At 42.1% G+C, this 17,809-nt stretch carries 14 protein-coding genes; 8 read left to right on the top strand and 6 right to left on the bottom strand.

All coding sequences use genetic code 11. The features are described 5' to 3' along the window. The first annotated feature begins 134 nt into the window (after nucleotides 1-134). The 4 genes from CHJ_RS16065 to CHJ_RS16050 all read left to right on the top strand — a co-directional run bounded on the left by CHJ_RS16065 (nucleotide 135) and on the right by CHJ_RS16050 (nucleotide 4,179). On the top strand, nucleotides 135-470 hold the full coding sequence (locus tag CHJ_RS16065; RefSeq protein WP_171751504.1) for a cupin domain-containing protein: 336 nt from the start codon (nucleotides 135-137) through the stop codon (nucleotides 468-470). A gap of 32 nt (nucleotides 471-502) precedes the next feature. After that, nucleotides 503-1,435: a sugar kinase gene (locus tag CHJ_RS16060; protein WP_317918278.1), complete on the top strand. Its 933-nt coding sequence runs from the start codon at nucleotides 503-505 to the stop codon at nucleotides 1,433-1,435. 50 nt (nucleotides 1,436-1,485) lie between these two features. Next, nucleotides 1,486-2,112, top strand: coding sequence for a bifunctional 4-hydroxy-2-oxoglutarate aldolase/2-dehydro-3-deoxy-phosphogluconate aldolase (locus CHJ_RS16055; protein WP_171751506.1), 627 nt, complete (start codon nucleotides 1,486-1,488; stop codon nucleotides 2,110-2,112). A gap of 306 nt (nucleotides 2,113-2,418) precedes the next feature. Then, a complete protein-coding gene (locus CHJ_RS16050; RefSeq protein WP_171751507.1) occupies nucleotides 2,419-4,179 on the top strand; it encodes a sodium:solute symporter family transporter in 1,761 nt (586 codons plus the stop codon). A 698-nt stretch (nucleotides 4,180-4,877) separates the two neighbouring features. Here the strand turns inward: CHJ_RS16050 and CHJ_RS16045 are convergent. Both CHJ_RS16045 and CHJ_RS16040 read right to left on the bottom strand, forming a co-directional pair. After that, the gene (locus CHJ_RS16045) at nucleotides 4,878-6,656 is read right to left on the bottom strand and encodes a sodium:solute symporter family transporter (RefSeq protein WP_171751508.1); all 1,779 of its coding nucleotides are present in this window, start codon (nucleotides 6,654-6,656) and stop codon (nucleotides 4,878-4,880) included. A 343-nt stretch (nucleotides 6,657-6,999) separates the two neighbouring features. Further along, nucleotides 7,000-8,187, bottom strand: a complete 1,188-nt coding sequence (locus tag CHJ_RS16040) for an iron-containing alcohol dehydrogenase (RefSeq protein WP_317918277.1) — start codon at nucleotides 8,185-8,187, stop codon at nucleotides 7,000-7,002. Nucleotides 8,188-9,058: 871 nt separating this feature from the next. On the opposite strand from CHJ_RS16040, the gene CHJ_RS16035 reads away from it, so the two are divergent. The 4 genes from CHJ_RS16035 (at nucleotide 9,059) to CHJ_RS16020 (ending at nucleotide 12,526) form a co-directional block, all read left to right on the top strand. Further along, nucleotides 9,059-9,541, top strand: a complete 483-nt coding sequence (locus CHJ_RS16035) for a hypothetical protein (protein ID WP_317918276.1) — start codon at nucleotides 9,059-9,061, stop codon at nucleotides 9,539-9,541. Nucleotides 9,542-9,551: 10 nt separating this feature from the next. Beyond that, complete coding sequence (locus CHJ_RS16030; protein ID WP_317918275.1) at nucleotides 9,552-10,478, top strand: tripartite tricarboxylate transporter substrate binding protein; 927 nt, start codon at nucleotides 9,552-9,554, stop codon at nucleotides 10,476-10,478. A gap of 107 nt (nucleotides 10,479-10,585) precedes the next feature. Continuing rightward, on the top strand, nucleotides 10,586-11,029 hold the full coding sequence (locus CHJ_RS16025) for a tripartite tricarboxylate transporter TctB family protein (protein WP_171751512.1): 444 nt from the start codon (nucleotides 10,586-10,588) through the stop codon (nucleotides 11,027-11,029). 9 nt (nucleotides 11,030-11,038) lie between these two features. Beyond that, nucleotides 11,039-12,526, top strand: coding sequence for a tripartite tricarboxylate transporter permease (locus tag CHJ_RS16020; RefSeq protein ID WP_317918274.1), 1,488 nt, complete (start codon nucleotides 11,039-11,041; stop codon nucleotides 12,524-12,526). A 108-nt stretch (nucleotides 12,527-12,634) separates the two neighbouring features. On the opposite strand, the gene CHJ_RS16015 is transcribed toward CHJ_RS16020, so the two are convergent. The 4 genes from CHJ_RS16015 to CHJ_RS16000 form a co-directional block, all read right to left on the bottom strand. After that, entirely contained in the window at nucleotides 12,635-13,351 is a 717-nt protein-coding gene (locus CHJ_RS16015) for a 3'-5' exonuclease (RefSeq protein ID WP_317918273.1), read from the bottom strand. 129 nt (nucleotides 13,352-13,480) lie between these two features. Then, complete coding sequence (locus CHJ_RS16010) at nucleotides 13,481-15,343, bottom strand: putative nucleotidyltransferase substrate binding domain-containing protein (RefSeq protein WP_317918272.1); 1,863 nt, start codon at nucleotides 15,341-15,343, stop codon at nucleotides 13,481-13,483. A gap of 142 nt (nucleotides 15,344-15,485) precedes the next feature. Continuing rightward, nucleotides 15,486-16,817 carry an IS4 family transposase gene (locus tag CHJ_RS16005; protein WP_317918271.1) on the bottom strand — a complete coding sequence of 444 codons (1,332 nt, stop codon included), beginning with the start codon at nucleotides 16,815-16,817 and terminating at the stop codon, nucleotides 15,486-15,488. 142 nt (nucleotides 16,818-16,959) lie between these two features. Next, a complete protein-coding gene (locus CHJ_RS16000) occupies nucleotides 16,960-17,676 on the bottom strand; it encodes a FadR/GntR family transcriptional regulator (RefSeq protein WP_171751516.1) in 717 nt (238 codons plus the stop codon). Between the last annotated feature and the right edge of the window lie 133 nt (nucleotides 17,677-17,809).

The raw sequence follows: 17,809 nt of genomic DNA, 5'->3' as shown, positions 1-17,809 counted from the left end.
CGTGCTACTCGCTGGGGTATGAAAATATATGTGATCCACGTCACGATGTGTTAGATATATTGTATTACAAATAAGCTTGGTCATATATGCTTGTTCTCAAATCATTACACATTAACTTTTGCTGGAGAAGTACGATGAATCCATTCTTTAAGACACAGGAACACCCTTGGGAAGAACTAGGTGATGGCATTAAACGAAAAATCGTTGCCTATACCGATAATCTTATGGCGGTTCATGTTTGTTTTGATAAAGGGGCAATTGGTACCGCGCATATCCATGACATTCATGATCAAATCGGGTATGTCGTTAATGGCCGCTTTGAAGCAGAAGTTGATGGGCAAAAAATGATTCTCGAAAAAGGAGATGCATTTTTAGCACATAAGCACTTAAAGCACGGTGCGGTAGCTTTAGAGCAAGATAGTGTTTTGCTCGATATATTTAATCCAGCTCGAGAAGATTTTTTAAAATAATCAGTGCAACCTCTGTTGTTAAGGTAAGCAAAATGAAATCAGTCAATATTGCTGTCATTGGTGAATGTATGATTGAGCTACAGAAAATCTCTGGTCAGCTCAAGCAAACTTATGGTGGCGACACATTAAATACCGCGCTTTATCTGACTCGTCTATTGAAAGCGCAAGAGATCAATATCAGCTATGTGACGGCTTTGGGGCAAGACTCATTTAGTTCTGAAATGCTAGAAGCTTGGCAGGAAGAAGGTATTGATGGAGATTTAGTCCTCACCATCGAAGACAAGCAGCCTGGAATCTATTGTATTGAAACCGATGAGTTTGGAGAGCGACGCTTTCAGTATTGGAGAAATGAATCGGCGGCAAAATTTATGTTGCAGCAGCCTGAGTCGGCTGCCCTGCTCGATAAATTACATACATATGATGCAGTCTATTTAAGTGGTATTACCTTAGCCATTCTTACAGAAACGGGTCGCAATGCGTTGTTTGATTTTCTGGAGAGCTTTTCTAGCAAAGGTGGCAAGGTCTATTTTGATAATAATTATCGAGCCAAGTTGTGGAAAAGTAGAGAAGAAGCGATCGCTTGTTATCGGAAAGTTTTGCAATGCACAGATATTGCCTTGCTTACCTTTGAAGATGAGCAGGAGCTATTTGGTGATCTGGATGTAGAGCAATGTATTGAACGTACAACGTCAATGGGGGTTGCTGAGATCATTATTAAACGTGGTAGTAAAGCATGCTTAGTTGTTGAGCAAAATGGTGTTAACTATGTCGAACCAGACGCGGTTAGCAATATCGTGGACACTACTGCAGCAGGGGACTCCTTTAGTGCGGGTTTCATAGCGAGACGCTTAACGGGCGGTAATGCCGAACAAGCCGCGCAGTTTGGTCATGGTGTCGCTGGTGCTGTTATCCAACATAAAGGGGCCATTATTCCTCGCGAGCTAATGCCTGAATTTCAATTGTAAGTTTTTAAAACCAGACATTCTGGTTTGTAATAAATTAATGAGAATGCGTTATGACGAAATTAAATGAGCAGTTAAGTCATCTTAAAGTTATCCCTGTTATCGCTATTAACAAGGTTGAAGATGCGATTCCTTTGGGTAAAGCCTTAGTTGATAACGGTATGCCTTGTGCGGAAATAACATTTAGAACAGATTGTGCGGCAGGGGCGATTAGAGCGATGCGTGATGCATTTCCTGAGATGTTGATCGGTGCTGGAACGGTATTAACCAACAAACAAGTTGATGATGCTATTGATGCAGGCGTCGATTTTATCGTGAGCCCGGGATTTAATCCTCGTACAGTTCAGTACTGTCTAGACAAAGGCGTGACGATTATTCCTGGAATTAACAACCCTAGCTTGGTAGAGCAAGCGATGGAAATGGGGTTAGATACCGTGAAGTTTTTCCCGGCAGAACCGTCTGGTGGTGTATCGATGCTGAAAGCATTGTCTGCGGTTTACCCTGTCCGTTTTATGCCTACAGGGGGAGTGAGTTTAGCTAACGTGGATGATTATCTCTCTTTACCTTCGGTACTTGCCTGTGGTGGTACTTGGATGGTTCCTGCTGACCTGATTAATCAAGGGAAATGGGATGAGCTGGGTAAATTAGTTCGCGATGCAGTTGAGCGCGTAAGCGCATAACTGTTATTTATTGCTTTGATTTAGATGACAGCGTTATCTTTATCAAATAAACCAAGTTCTAGATATCACTAACAACCCTCTCTGTTATGCGTATTGGTTTGTTTTTGTGTAACAGTGGTGTTGTTTTTATTGATAAGACTGGGATGTCACCTACTATTTATCGTTATATTACCCATAATTAAGGGTATGACTAAGTGATAGCGGTATGGTATCTGATTGCATTTAACTCGTTTTGTTTTAGTTAAGGTAATTGTACAAGGATAAGTTTGATATCAGATCAATGTTAAGTTCAGAAAGGCTGAAATTATGACTATTGATACTTTTGTTGTTCTTGCCTATTTTTTCTTTTTAGTCGCGATAGGGTGGATGTTTCGCAAGTTCACTACATCAACAAGTGACTACTTTAGAGGGGGAGGTAAGATGTTATGGTGGATGGTAGGAGCTACCGCCTTCATGACGCAGTTTTCAGCATGGACGTTTACCGGCGCCGCAGGACGGGCATTTAACGACGGTTTCGTCGTTGTAATATTATTTTTAGCCAATGCTTTTGGCTATTTCATGAATTATCTCTATTTTGCACCTAAGTTCCGTCAACTTCGTGTTGTAACTGCGATCGAGGCTATTCGCCAACGCTTTGGTAAAACATCAGAGCAATTTTTCACCTGGGCTGGTATGCCTGATAGCTTGATTTCAGCTGGTATTTGGTTAAATGGCTTGGCTATTTTTGTCGCGGCAGTTTTCAATATTCCGATGGAAGCGACCATTGTCGTGACAGGCTTGGTGCTGATGTTAATGGCGGTGACTGGGGGTTCTTGGGCGGTAGTGGCGTCTGACTTTATGCAGATGCTTGTTATTATGGCCGTGACCATCACTTGTGCAATCGCGGCGTATTTTCATGGTGGAGGGTTAGGTAACATTGTCAGTAACTTCCATGGTGACTTTATGCTGGGTAATAATCTCAACTACGTCAGTATCTTTGTTCTGTGGGTTGTATTTATCTTTGTGAAGCAGTTTGGCGTAATGAACAACAGTATTAACGCCTACCGCTACTTATGTGCAAAAGACAGCGAAAATGCTCGCAAGGCCGCCGGCTTGGCTTGTGTTTTGATGATTGTTGGCCCTCTAATCTGGTTTTTACCACCATGGTACGTTAGTGCGTTTATGCCAGAGTTTGCCGAGCAATACGCATCAATGGGTGATAAAGCGGGTGACGCGGCGTACTTAGCTTTTGTACAAAATGTTATGCCTGCAGGGATGGTCGGACTGTTAATGTCAGCGATGTTTGCTGCGACGATGTCTTCTATGGACTCAGGGCTAAATAGAAATGCTGGTATTTTCGTTTGTAATTTCTATTCACCAATCGTAAGACCACAAGCGACTCAGAAAGAGTTGGTAGTGATAAGCAAAATCACCACCATAGTGATGGGATTAATCATTATTGGCATTGGCTTGTTTATCAACTCGCTTCGTCACTTAAGTTTGTTCGATATTGTACTTAATGTCGGTGCCTTGATTGGCTTCCCTATGCTGATTCCTGTGTTGTTAGGAATGTGGATCCGTAAAACGCCAGATTGGGCGGGATGGGCAACCTTAATTGTCGGTGGCGTGGTGTCGTATATCTTTGGTATTTCGTTGCAAGCGCAAGATGTAGAAAACCTGTTTGGACTCGAGACGGCACTTACGGCACGTGAATGGGCGGATCTGAAAGTCGGTCTGAGTTTAGCGGCACATGTGGTCTTCACTGGCGGGTTCTTTATCTTAACGACTCGATTCTATAAAGGGCTAAGCCCAGAGCGAGAGCAAGAAGTTGAGCAGCTATTTATCAACTGGAACACGCCATTAGTCTCTGAAGGTGAAGAACAGAAGAACCTTGATACTAAACAACGTTCTATGCTTGGAAAACTAATTAGTGTTGCTGGATTTGGTATTTTAGCCATGGCGCTTATTCCAAATGATGCAACGGGACGATTACTGTTCTTATTGTGTGGTTCTATTGTGTTAACGGTTGGCGTATTGCTGGTTAATGCTTCTAGAAACACAGGAGCGAAGCTTGCTGTGCAAGACTGATGCTTCTCTAGCTTTCATTAGCTAGCGGTATCACTGTTCGCTTTCTCAAGCCCCTTAACTGTTATGGTTAAGGGGCTTTTTGATGCGAGTGATTAATCCCTGCACTTCTGCTGCATCATTGCACCCTTCGTAGCTTGTTTAAACCATTTGTCGATAGAACAAAGTTGTATGTCAAAGATGGCTGACTAGAAAGACAGTATCGCAGGTTGATCGATACATTCAGACTAGTGCCCTAAGTGATCGTCAATTACGTCTCTGCTCGTATAGCGTGGCTCCTATAGAGTGAACTTGCTTTCTAATCTCGAATCAATGGGGATGGGGAGGAGAAAAGCGTATCACCGCTGCTTGATGATAATTGAAACCCGACATGTATTAGCCCTTAAGGTTTGTTGATTTGTCGATTACACATTCTGTTCATATGACTTCTTCGGAATGGGGTTGCTGCAGCGTTCTACCGCTCTATCTCTTGATTGATTAAATGACGACACTCCACAGGTGCTGCCTTGTATAAAGCACCAACACATTGCTGTGAAAGCATCGTAGTAGGTTAATAGATCAGAGTCGCTTTAATGTTTGATGGATTTGCGCTAGTGGAGAGATTAAGCCATTAAAGGAGAGTATGGAAAAGGGGGTAATTATTAGAAGGCTAAAAAAATGCGGCTGTAAACAGCCGCATTCGTATCGTTTTTGGTGTTTGATTAACTTTCTGTTGCTGCCGATTGTTGGTCGGGTTGTTTATCGTCCACCGCTTTAACAAGTAGAAGACCAACAGAGAGTACGATGGCACCACACAGAATAAAGATAAAGCGTCCCCACAATGGGTTAGGCAACAAGAACATTGCCATTACACCTACGCCCGCCACTGCGATTAACGTGCCTAGCATACGGCGTTGCTTATTATCCAGTATTTTCTGTTCTGCAGACTCAGCAACTAGTGGTGTTGCCAAGTTACTGAAAAATAGGTCAACATTTTTCTGGCGCTCTTCAGAGAGAGGTTTGTAGAACAAGGTTGATAGAACAAAAAATCCAGCGGTAAATACTAGGTGACCAATCAGGCCAATCGCTACTTTAATATCAGACCATTCACGACCTGTTAGCGGCTCAAGGTCAAACCAACTAGCAATCATCTCAGCATTAATCACAAAGCCGACAAAGTAAGAAACTATCGCACCAACAACCAGTGTGCCCCAGCCAGCCCAATCTGGTGTTTTCTTAATAAAGAAGCCACAGAATGCAGGAATGGTCATAGGGAAACCAATAAGCGCACCCACATACATCATAGTATCAAACAGGCTTAATCCTTTGAGTGAGTTGATAAACAACGCGATAAGAATAATGGCAATACCAAATACCGTAGAGGTGATTTTAGAGACGGCTACTAACTCTTTTTCGGTTGCATTAGGACGTAGAATGGGTTCGTAGAAGTTTTTAACGAATATTCCTGAGTTTCTATTAAGACCGGAATCCATGGAAGACATTGTTGCTGCGAACATGGCCGCAATCAACAGACCAACCATCCCTGCTGGCATGTACTCTTGCACAAAGTATAAGTAAGCAAAATCCGCAGCTTTCTTACCAGCTTCCGGATAAGTTGCAGCTAAATCAATGCCTTGTCCTGCGATAAACCATGATGGCATAAACCAAATAAGTGGGCCCATTGTCATCAGAATACAGGCAAGCAATGCGGCTTTTTTGGCGTTCTTAGAATCTTTCGCTGCAAGGTAACGATACGAGTTCAGCATGTTGTTAGTAATACTAAATTGCTTAACAAAAATGAAGAATGCCCAAAGACCGAAAATGCTTAGGTAATTAAGGTTATTACCAGAGACAAACGACGCGCCTTCTTGAACGGGGAAGTTATTGACGATTTCGCTGACGCCACCGCCTTGAATAACAGCAACAACAGCACATGTTACCGTTACCGACATGATGATAACCATCTGCATAAAATCAGAAGCAATAACCGCCCAAGATCCGCCGGTTACTGACATGACTAATACCACTAGACCAGTAATTATAATGGTTGTTGTCATATCAAAGCCAAAAATGCCTGATGCGATAATCGCCAGACCGTTAAGCCAGATACCCGCGGAGATAACGCTGTTTGGCATACCCGACCAAGTAAATACTTGCTCGTTAACTTTACCAAATCGCATACGAATAGCTTCGATAACGGTAACAACGCGAAGTTGGCGGAATTTAGGTGCAAAATAAAGGTAATTCATCAGATAACCAAACGCGTTAGCAACGAAAATTACCGCTACGGCAAATCCGTCGTTATAGGCTTTACCGGCTGCTCCGGTAAATGTCCATGCGCTGAACTGAGTCATAAATGCGGTCGCACCTACCATCCACCAAAGCATACTACCGCCTCCTCGGAAGTAGTCACTCGTGGTGCTAGTAAAAGTTCTGAACATCCAACCTATTGCAATTAAGAATAGGAAATAGATGCCAACAATAAGTGTATTGAGTTCCATCTTTAGACCTTTTGAAAGTTGTTAATGTCTTGCCAAATATAATAGCTCTCTATAGTTTTATTTGTACTACAATAACTCAAGTTCGTGATCTATGTTGCCGAATTGACCTGTTAATTAATCATACAAGTGATATTGATCTTAAAATGAAACTCCAACAAATATATTCATGGTCTTTCTATTTAATCGTTGTTTTTCGGTGCTTGTGGTAGTATTTGTTCACTATTTAGAGGAGTAAAGGGTATTATTAACAAGTGGGATATAGCTTGACAGGGTAGTTTTGGTGGGTTTATTTGTATTACATATAAAGTTCTCGTGCTGCCAAAGGCAACACGAGAGGGGAGCATTAACGAGCGAGCTTAAATACCTCGATTATGTCTGCTTTTGAAATAGGTTTAACTCCGGCAATAGAGTCGGTTCCTGGTATCGCAAACATTCGCACTACGTCGTCGGCCATTTCGTCAAATTTTTCATCAGTAATGCCATCGTCTGACAGTTTAATGTACATACCTGTACGCTTTAACCATTCAGTTACTTTCACTGATAATAATTTAGCGGCAACTTGATCATTTTGTTCTGTAACGCCAAAACAGCGACGAGCAAGTTGAGCCCAACGGTCTGGGCGTACATCAGAGAAATACTCAAGATAAGGAGGTATAACTACTGCCATACCACGAGCATGACGCATATCGTAGTGGGCGCTTAGTGGCATTTCGATGGAGTGCATAGGGATAGAACCTAATCGGCCTAATGCTTGAAAACCAGACCAGCCAAAAATAGAGCAGAGCGCTAACTGGCCTCTAACTTCTAAGTCGTTTGGATTCTCGATAATTTTATTGAAGTTATCGATCAAGTTTAAAATCATGCCTTCTGTCATACGGTCAGCAAATGCAGACTCAGCATCACTTGATAAGTAATGTTCAATCAAATGAGAGAAGATATCAATACAGCTTTCAGCAGTAATAAAATCAGGCAATGATGCGTGTAACTCTGGGTCCAAAATGGCCACTTTAGGGATGCGATATTCTGAACGGCTAAAGCTTTTTTCTTTAGTTTCCCAGTTGGTTAATACTCCACCGGCATTACATTCGGAACCAGAAGCCGCAACGGTTGGAATGGAAATAATAGGGAATGCGCCAGTGTATTCACGAGGAACGCGATCACCAAGAACAACATAATCCCAGCTAGAACCACCACTAAAAGAGGTTGCTGCAATATATTTAGACCCATCTATAACGCTGCCACCACCAAGAGCGATCACCAAATCGCACTTTTCAGCATTGAAAATTTCAATCGCCTTGTCAATGGTGTGAGCTCTAGGGTTTGGCTCTATTTCAGTGAATACAACGACTTCGATACCTGCGCTAGCAAGTGAAGAAACAACCGTATCAATAATTGGTGCGAATGTATCGTTGGCTTCGTATGTCGCTAAAAAAGCTTTCTTTCCTAGTCCTTTAGCAACTTGACCTACTTCGGCCAACTTACCTGGGCCATATACTAATTTTGTCGGAAAATTCCAAGCGAAATCTTGCATTTATTGCTCCTCGCAATGCTGTAGAGGCGGAATATTGATGATTACTTCTGCGTACATACGAGTAATAAAGATCAATATATCTTCTCATGCTAATACGGCTGTTCATCTGCGTTATAGCCGTGATATCAGTGTACTGCCTCAGTTTCTGAGTAATTACATGGGTTTATTGTATTAACGGCTAACTTGTAATTGAGCCATCAATAGAAAATCCAATTGTGTTCTTTTTATACATCATAATGTATGACAAATAAAAAGATAGTCCAAATTGCAAAAATTCCGTATTTGACTGAAAAAATACTAGCGAATAATTGCGCCTTATTAATTAACATTTTGTTTTTACATTGATTTTGGGTTTTGTAATGTTTGTGTAAAATCTTGTCTTCTCTGACGTAGCAGATTTCATTCTTGGTTTTTCTGTAATGAGTCGATATTTATGTCATATTTTATAAATTTGATGCTGTTGTGCGTTACTTGCTGAAAGGTGCGGTTTGAGCGTGGGGCTTTAACGGGGCTTTGTCCGTCAGGCCTTGCTGTGGTTGGCTATAGAGGGCTTTATTCAGAATCTGAAAAATCACTTCATGTCTTTTGTCTTGCTGTTTTCGTCTATGAATACCACCTAATTGCATAAATAATTATAAAATATGACATGATAGTTTTTCGGTCAGCCACCTTGAAATGTAACATTCAATATTTGATTGATGTTATTTGTTAACATTTCCTCTGTAAAAGGAGCAATAAAGAGATCAAGATCTGGTTATTAGCTTGGCTGATGTGACTTTTGTCATGTTTTTATTTCTCTATTATTGCGTCATATTTGTCATACAATATTCTTTGTGTTGAGTTTTAAGATTGTAAAAATAAGGAAGATGATATGAAATCTCTTGATGAAGTGGCTAAAGATGCGGTTGATTTAACGATGCCCGCAATAGCTAAGTTATTTGAACGAACGAACCGGCAAGAGCTTCATATTGTCATTATGAACCCTCAGTTAAAACCATGGGAAGCCTCTTTTGAGGATGCCATTTTATATGAAACGTCTTTAGGAACACCTGAATCTTGGTCAGTTGCCTTTGATCAACTAGCCCGAAACAAAGCCAAGCAAGCTTGGCGCGAATCAACAAGCAACATCCAACTACAAACCCAACATTGTGCCTCGTTGAGAAATGACGACGTTCTGTTTTACGGTTCTTTCGTATACGGAAATGTGGTGGTGGCATGCAGCGGTGTGCAGCAATGGTATGACATGCTAATTAGCGGCTGGATTGCTATCGCAATTGAGCAACTAACGATGCATGAGTACCAAACGGTCAAACTTGATACCCCTACACAAACATATCGAAATATCGATAAATAAAGGTCTTACTATGAGTAAATTACTTAAAACATTACTGGTTTCAGCTGGAATTTTAGTTTCTGTTAGTTCTATCGCGGCTGAGTATCCGGCGAAAAACATACGTTTAGTTGTCCCATTTGGAGCCGGTGGCGGAACCGATGCGGTTGGCCGTACTCTTGCAAATAGTGCTAAAGATGTATTAGGCAAAAATATCTCTGTGATGAATCGTACTGGTGGTGCGGGTGCAGTGGGAATGAGCTTTGGGGCGCAGCAGAGACCGGATGGTTACACGCTAACTGTGGTGACTCGTGAAATCGCGTCATTACCACAAATGGGCTTAATGCAGCACACTGCTGATGACTTTAAACTGATTCGTTTGGTTAACTTAGATCCAGCAGTAGTTTTGGTTGCTAAAGACAGCCCTTACAACACCATTAATGACTTGATCAAAGAAGCGAAAGAGAACCCAGGTAAAGTGAAGTTTGCATCAACAGCAGCGCCAAACTTTTATTTGATGACGTTAGAAAAAGATCAAAACATCAAGCTAAATGCGATTCCATATAATGGTGCTTCAGAAGCGATTCCTGCCGTACTTGGTCATCATACTGACGTGACTATGGTGACACCTGGTGAAGCCATTGCCCAACTTCGTTCGGGTCAACTTAAGGCGCTGGGCGTGATGTCGGAAGAGCGTATTCAGTACATCCCAGATGTCCCTACGCTAAAAGAGCAAGGTATTGATGTTGTTACGGGAACATGGCGCGGAATTGGTGCACCGAAAGATACACCAGATGCGATCATTAAAACGTTAGGTGAAGCATTTGATGAAGCAATGGCTACAGATGAATTTAAATCCTTTATGGAAAAAGGCGCCATGACTATCCACAATTTGAATGCGGAAGAGTTCACTCGCTTTGTTAATGACGATACCAAAGCACTAGGAACGTTAATAAACTAAATTCAGGTATTAAGCTTAGCCAGCTTGGCTAAGCTTTTAAAATATAAATTAGGTGACGCGACATCTATAGCGTTACCTATAAATAATTTGTAAGTTAGGTGAATTCTATGCCAAATAGAAACATCATTTTTCCATCGATTGTTATCCTTTTCAGCGCGTTAGCATTTGCTGTCACGACTCAATTTGATGAACCTATGTATCAAGATGCCAGTGTGGATGCGAAGTTCTTCCCTATGGTAATCTCCATCGCCTTAATCGTTATTAGCTTCATCTTGCTAGTTCAAAGCAAACTGGAGAAGTCGAGCGCAGAGCAGCAAGCGATCATGTCAAAAATGGCACTGTTTGGTGTGGCTTTTTTGATTGGCTATGCGTTGTTGATCAGTGTGGTCGGTTACCTTTTAGCAAGCCTTTCTGCATTCATTTTTTATTTGCTCTTTTTCAGAATTAAAAAGCCTCTCTACTATCTGGTCGCTGTTGTATTTGTTTTGCTTGTTTACTATTTATTTGGAGAAGTATTTTACATCTCCTTACCTCAAGCCATCTGGGCATAGGAGACTAATATGTTTGAATATTTGCTCGATGGCTTAATGACCGCCGTTAGCCCTGCGGTTTTACCTGTACTTTTCTTTGGCGTATTGGGTGGCATCATTCTCGGAGCTTTACCTGGACTGACGGCGACGATGGGGGTGGCGATTCTACTGCCGTTTACGTTTGGTATGGATGCAACTCCCGCACTGGTCATGCTCATTGGTGTATACATCGGTGGTATTTATGGGGGGTCAATTGCTGCTATTTTATTGAAAACTCCCGGAACACCTGCATCCGCGGCATCTGTATTAGACGGCCATACCTTAACAGTTAAGGGACAAGCCGCTAGAGCGTTGAGTATATCAGCGGTCGCATCATTTGTTGGCGGGCTGATCAGTACCATCATTCTGATCGCGATTGCGCCAAAATTGGCGACGTTTGCATTACGTTTTAATGCCCCTGAATATTTTGCGTTGGCACTTTTTGGTTTAACAATTATTGCGAGTGTCTCTTCAAAAAACATATTCAAAGGCTTACTGGCAGGTTGTGTTGGTTTACTTGTCTCGACAATAGGACTTGATCCTATTAGTAGTGTGCCTAGGTTTACGTTTGGCATTATGGATCTCTATAGTGGTGTCAATGTTATTCCGGTATTAATCGGGCTATTTGCATTATCTGAAGCGTTAAATCAACTTGAAAAAATAGTGTCAGAGAAAAAGGTTAAGGCAGTTAAATTTGATCACAAATTACTGAGCAAAAGTGATTTAAAAGAGATGATGCCAACCGCCATCAAGAGTGGCTTGATGGGAACCACCATTGGGTCGGTACCAGGTGCCGGCGCGGATATCTCGGCTTTTGTTTGTTACAACGAAGCGAAACGTTCGTCGAAAAACCCAGAAGAGTTCGGCCAAGGGTCAGTGCGTGGATTAGCATCGGCTGAAGCGGGCAATAATGGCGTCACGGGTGGAGCACTTGTACCATTGCTGACTTTAGGTGTTCCCGGTGATGCGGTTGCGGCGGTATTACTTGGCGCGCTTATTGTGCAAGGCTTAACACCCGGTCCGTTGCTGTTTGCCCAAAACCCGGACGTTGTCTACGGGGTGTTCAGCTCTATGCTTGTTGCTAACATCATTATGTTGGCCATAGGTTTGATCGGTATTCGATTCTTTTGTCGTATAGTTGAAGCACCAAAAATGTTGATGATTCCTATTATTATATTTTTGTCAGTTATTGGTGCCTATGCCATTAATAATTCAATGTTTGATGTGGGAATTGCTATTGGATTTGGACTTCTTGGTTTTGTATTTAATAAATTAGATGTGCCTTCGTCACCTATTTTATTAGCTATCATTCTTGGCCCGATGGCGGAAACAAACTTAAGAAAATCATTGCTCATGTTTGACGGCAGTTGGTCATTTCTTTATGAACGACCAATCGCGCTAGGCTTTATTTTACTGGCCGTTTTCTCTGTTTACTCAACGATGAAAATGAAGAAGAAGCAAGCCAGAAAAGAGGGCTAACGATGACATTGTTCGTTATGGGACCGTCTTTGTTATAACAAAGCTTTTCAACCGTAAATGCTCAACGTAAAGTTGGGCATTTTTTTATTGGAAACAATACAGCAATAGTTATTGGCTCATTTTATATAGTTGACCAAATGTCGTGCTGTTATTGGGTTGCAGACGCTTGTTGATCGCTAACAGTAACTCCGCGGTAGATACTGCATCTGCCAGTGCGTTATGGCTATTGTATTCAGGCAGATTATAACGTTGACGAACACCTGATAAAATGAGGTCAAGATCATCATCTTGGTTAATCGCTTTGGCGCGCTTTTTTTCAATACATAATGTGTCGATCCAAATCAGTGGTGCATTAGGTAGGTGAAAAGAGTGCACCAGATAGTGGTTCATAAAATTTGCTTCAACTGCGCAAGCATGGGCAACAATAATCTTCCCTTTTGCGGCTTGAAAAAAAGTGTTCATCGCGTCATGAATGGAGACGCCTTCAGCCAACATTTGCGGGGTAATATGGTTAATGACGGCTGTCTGCGGGTTTATCTGAGAGGCGTCGTTAATATAGATATGTTGCGCCGTGAGCAAGTCGATTTTTCCTTGGCTTATTGTCACCCACCCCATAGAGAGGATGAGGTCTTGCTTGCTATCCAGACCTGTCGTCTCAAAGTCCAGCACAATATAATCGAGATCCATGGCAATATCAGCGATGTTAGGAATCGGCTGCTGGATAAGTTGAGAAATAACATTGGGCAGAGGGAGTGATGAATGGTAAGCCTCTCGTCGACGTTTTATTCGTTCTAAAGGATGGAAGTAGCTAAGTAAGTTGATCATTGGTTTTTCTCATCACTGATAGTTTGTTTGCCCGATGTTGCTGTTCATTTGTTGAAAGTCATTTAATGATATTCACTTGCTGTTATTTAGCGGTTAGTTACACCTTGGTGCTCGATTTGCTGAGTCGAATCATCGGCTAAATCGTATTTTTGCCGCTTCTTGAAGGTCGGCAATAATTCTAAATGCGTCTTTTAAATGTTTACGCTCAAAGCTGCCGAACCGATCGGGATTGATATGGTTATCAGGTTTATTTCCCTGCTTTAACGCTTCGAGCTGGTGGCTGAAGCGAAAAGACAAAATAAATTGGTAGGCTCCAGTTATGTTTTTGAAAGCATCCTCACTCAATACACCCTGCTGTTTGGCTGCGTTGAAGCGTTCACCGGTCGCACTGAGATCTGATTCGACAGCGAGACCATAGATTCGAGCCAAATCGATGATTAAGTTGATGGCGTATTTTTTAATATTTAATGTCTTATTGTTTTCTCCGGACTTCTCCAGCACCAAACTATTAAAAATGCCTAAAGGAGGATGCGTATTGACTGCGTCCTTAACCAAGATACTGAGAAACTCACGATTGGAGCGAATATTGCTGTGCATTGCATTTCTCAGCTCTGTTTCATACTCTCGGTTGCCATAGAGCGAACGGATCTCCAAGAAGACACTAATATTTAGCAGACACTGGTATTCCGGATTGGCCACCCATTTCTTATAGTAGAGTTTCCACACCGCTAACGTTTGACACCATTTAGGCGTAACCGCCATGAACTTTCCGGGGCAGAGAGGATAGTGACAGTTCGCCAGACCTTCCGTTACAATCGTTGCCAATTGATTGAAATAGAGTCGATCTTGCTCGGTCGCATTATCATCAAGAACGATGGCATTGTCTTGGTCAGAGAGCATATGAACCTCATTTCTTGCGTGCGATCCCGCTACTATCCAACTGAAGTCACATGGCGGAGGCCCTAGCTGATCAATGGCAAATTGGATAAGACGTCGAGTATAGGCATCCATTATCATTGTCATCACTTTTCCAATGGTCTCAGGTGAGACTCTGCCTTCTACCAATGCTTCAAATATGGCCTGACGCTCAGCGGTGAAACTGGTTAAGGATGCTATGGAGTTGGCGTATTTTATTTTTTCGATCAGGAAAATAGCTTGAACACGATGATTTTGTACCAAGTGAGTAGTGGTGAGTAATCCAACCACTTGATTATTTTTGATGACTGGTAGATTACGAATATTGAACTGCATCATCATTGAAGCCGCATGGAGCACAAGGTCATCTGGTGCGATTGTGAGCGGTGAGTGCGTCATTACCTCAGAAATAGGTTTATCTGTCGCGACGTTATGCGCGATGACACGTTTGGTCATATCACGGTCGGTTACTAAGCCAACGATCTTTTCATCCTCATAGACCACAGCGCAGGAAGAGCGTTGAATCACTCGCATTTCATGCGCTACGGCTTGGATTGTTTGGTTAGCGGTAACAACGGCCACTCTGCCACTCGCCACCTCTTCCACTCGTTTAATGAATAGCCCTTTTTCTTTATTGGACCAAACCACATCAAGTGCCGACTGCAAACGCACCTGCGCTTGAGAGGCAAAATGTTCCGCGCAATCGGGAAACTGGATGAGCAGTTCTTGCAATGCGGAGTGAGGAATGAGATAGAGCAGGGTGTTTTCGATAGCCGTGGCGTGATAGCCATCCGCAGGAGCAGTGTCTGAGTTTAGAAAGGTAAAACCAAATAAATCTTCTGGCCCGAGTTTGGCTCGCAGCACGCCATCAGTTTTACGCTGTTCCATGGAGCCCGTACGGATAATATAAAGTGATTTTTGCTGACCTGGAGTACAAAAATCAATCACTTCTCCTTTTGCAAGGTAGGTTATTTTAATCTGCGAAGCCAATTGCCGAATGGCAGATTTTGGAATTTTATCAAACGGATCAACTTGACCGATAAACTGGATAATATTAGGTAATAGTGAATGGATCATAATAGATAACCATGATCTGTTGATTATTTGTATTATTATATAATGTAACTGAATTGTGATTAGGAAGGAAATAATTTTTAGATGGGTATTGGTGAGTCAATGAACAGAATAAAAAAAGCACACCGAGGTGGTGTAATGCCAGTCAGTTAAGCTGATTGGCATTTTTCTTATTAACTGGATACTTCCTCGGTTTCGACTTTACCCGCCTTGGGTAAGACCTATCTTCTCGCCTGGGGGGAAGCTTAAAATAACCCATCTGTTCTAATAATAGTTCATAGTGTTTAGGGATATTTCCCGGGCTCGTTAGGGGAAGTGTGGCAAAAAACTGAGTAATAGCCATCGAGCAACTGGTAAAGCTGAGTTGATTTGGCCATACACTATCAAGCTTTTTCGCTGCTGCGGTCATTCCTAGACGTATCAAGTTGTAACAAAGCAGTACCCCCCATAGTTCCTGCTCTATCATGTCTGGTCTCTTACTTCTCAGCGTATATTCACTGTTTAACAGTGACTGCTTCATTTCCCGATAACCTAGCTCAATCTCCCAGCGATAACGGTAAAGTTCAACTATCTCATCTCCGGGAAAGCGCATTTCATCTATCATAGAAGTGAGTATTCGATATTCTTTTCCGTTAATGATTTTACTTACAAGGCGTGCATCAACATACTCCGGTAACTCATTGAACTTTTTACGAGATTGCGGAGTTGTTTTAAGGCGAACACGGCAGTCATTCTTCCCTGCTCGATGCACGATTTCATAATTTAAATCTTTTCGTGCCGGAATGAGCCAGTGCCGTTCCACTCCGCTTTGATGCCAGCGATTGAGTAGTCCTAATGAGTAGTAACCTTTATCAAATATGGTTAATGAATGCTCTGGCGTAGCTTCAATAAGTTGCTCTGCCAGTACCATTTCATTGGTACGATAACCTGAGAACGCACTGTTGATAAGCTGATGACTGGTGAGTTCCATATGACAGACCATACGGATTTGAGGATAAGTATTCTCGCGATGTTGATTACTTTGAGTTTCGAACACCTTATGATTTTCTGCTGTATCAGCAGTTCGCCATACAACACCGTCAACAGCGAGAAGATTGAGCCCAGCCCACGTTTCGAATGAGTTCGTCTCGTATCCATGCTGAGAAACAGCTTTAAAAACTTCTTTTACAGCGTCAGAGCCTAAGCGCTGTCTTGCCTGAACTAAAGCGCTAGGAGCGACAAGTGGTTTTTTATCTGGCAACATAATATCCATCTGAGTAGCAATATCCCAGACCGATTTCTGTCGGTACAGAGCCATTCCAATAATTGACCACAGAACTGTTTCCAGTGGTAAGCGTCGCTTTCTAATAGTAGCTACTCCAGCCTTCTCAAAACCTTGTTGAATAAGCTCTGGAGATAATAACTCAGCATATTTTTCAAATGTACTGAAGGTATTACAAGACTTAAAAGCTGTTGCTAGTTCGCTCTCAAAACGCATAAAAAAATCCGATATCAATTAACCGATATCGGATTCTTACACACTGACAGGATCGTTCAATTGATCTTGTAATTAATGCCTTAACTGATCGGCATTACACCGAGGTGGTGTGCTTTTCGCTAAACGGTATAAATTAAGTCTATTACTCTTCGGGTAATCTGTGCTTTGAAGCAAGCAAATGATCCGCTGATGCTTGACGTGCTTTGTCACCATTTCCTGCCATGATGGCATCGTAAATATGTCGATGCTCATTGATGCAGGTGCTGCCTTCTTCTGAAGAGTGGGCAATAAAGTTAACGAACATGGTGGTTAAAATATTGCCGAACGGTAGATAAAAGTCATTTCCAGTGGCATTGAAAATTTGACTATGGAAGCGGGTATCTACTTCCATCCACTTTTCTTGATCAAACTCTGAAGCCTCTGCAATTTCTACCATTGCTTGAAATGTCTCTGACAACTCAATGCGTTGTTCTGCTGTAGCAAATTTCGCGGCGAGGGCACACGCCTCTGGTTCTATTGCGCGACGAAGTCCTAAAAATTGATGACAAAATTCATCAGGATCGGCCAGACCATCCATCCACTCGATTAATTGAGGATCTAGAAAGTTCCAATAAGCGCGATTAATCACTCGCGTGCCTACTTTAGGTTTTGATTCCAATAGCCCTTTGGAGGTGAGCAGTTTTACTGCCTCACGTAATGCTGTTCGACTAATGCCAAATTGTTCACACAGCGCCATTTCTCCGGGAAGTATAGAACCTTGGGCAAGCTCTCCAGATAAAATACCACGCGCTATTTCACGGGCAACTTGCACGTGAAGGCTACGTCTTGAACCTGAAATGGAACTGAATTCATTGGCCATAGTTATACTTATCTTTCGTTATAAATGTATTATTTAAGAACGATACTATCACTGAACAGTGCTAACACCAAATGAACATTACCTCATTAGTCTACTCTCTCACACCTTTATTTCGCTGATATAAGAGGGCCTT

The organism is Vibrio sp. MACH09, assembly GCF_033238805.1.
Classification (GTDB): domain Bacteria; phylum Pseudomonadota; class Gammaproteobacteria; order Enterobacterales; family Vibrionaceae; genus Vibrio.
Note: the sequence above shows the minus strand (reverse complement) of the source record. Positions and strands in the feature narration are given on the sequence as shown.

Bases quoted from the DNA above. Each gene is read 5' to 3' on its own strand.
- CHJ_RS16000 (WP_171751516.1), bottom strand. From the start codon at position 17,676: ATGGCCAATGAATTCAGTTCCATTTCAGGTTCAAGACGTAGCCTTCAC.
- CHJ_RS16010 (WP_317918272.1), bottom strand. From the start codon at position 15,343: ATGATCCATTCACTATTACCTAATATTATCCAGTTTATCGGTCAAGTT.
- CHJ_RS16045 (WP_171751508.1), bottom strand. From the start codon at position 6,656: ATGGAACTCAATACACTTATTGTTGGCATCTATTTCCTATTCTTAATT.
- CHJ_RS16025 (WP_171751512.1), top strand. From the start codon at position 10,586: ATGCCAAATAGAAACATCATTTTTCCATCGATTGTTATCCTTTTCAGC.
- CHJ_RS16015 (WP_317918273.1), bottom strand. From the start codon at position 13,351: ATGATCAACTTACTTAGCTACTTCCATCCTTTAGAACGAATAAAACGT.
- CHJ_RS16020 (WP_317918274.1), top strand. From the start codon at position 11,039: ATGTTTGAATATTTGCTCGATGGCTTAATGACCGCCGTTAGCCCTGCG.
- CHJ_RS16030 (WP_317918275.1), top strand. From the start codon at position 9,552: ATGAGTAAATTACTTAAAACATTACTGGTTTCAGCTGGAATTTTAGTT.
- CHJ_RS16035 (WP_317918276.1), top strand. From the start codon at position 9,059: ATGAAATCTCTTGATGAAGTGGCTAAAGATGCGGTTGATTTAACGATG.
- CHJ_RS16050 (WP_171751507.1), top strand. From the start codon at position 2,419: ATGACTATTGATACTTTTGTTGTTCTTGCCTATTTTTTCTTTTTAGTC.
- CHJ_RS16065 (WP_171751504.1), top strand. From the start codon at position 135: ATGAATCCATTCTTTAAGACACAGGAACACCCTTGGGAAGAACTAGGT.
- CHJ_RS16060 (WP_317918278.1), top strand. From the start codon at position 503: ATGAAATCAGTCAATATTGCTGTCATTGGTGAATGTATGATTGAGCTA.
- CHJ_RS16005 (WP_317918271.1), bottom strand. From the start codon at position 16,817: ATGCGTTTTGAGAGCGAACTAGCAACAGCTTTTAAGTCTTGTAATACC.
- CHJ_RS16040 (WP_317918277.1), bottom strand. From the start codon at position 8,187: ATGCAAGATTTCGCTTGGAATTTTCCGACAAAATTAGTATATGGCCCA.
- CHJ_RS16055 (WP_171751506.1), top strand. From the start codon at position 1,486: ATGACGAAATTAAATGAGCAGTTAAGTCATCTTAAAGTTATCCCTGTT.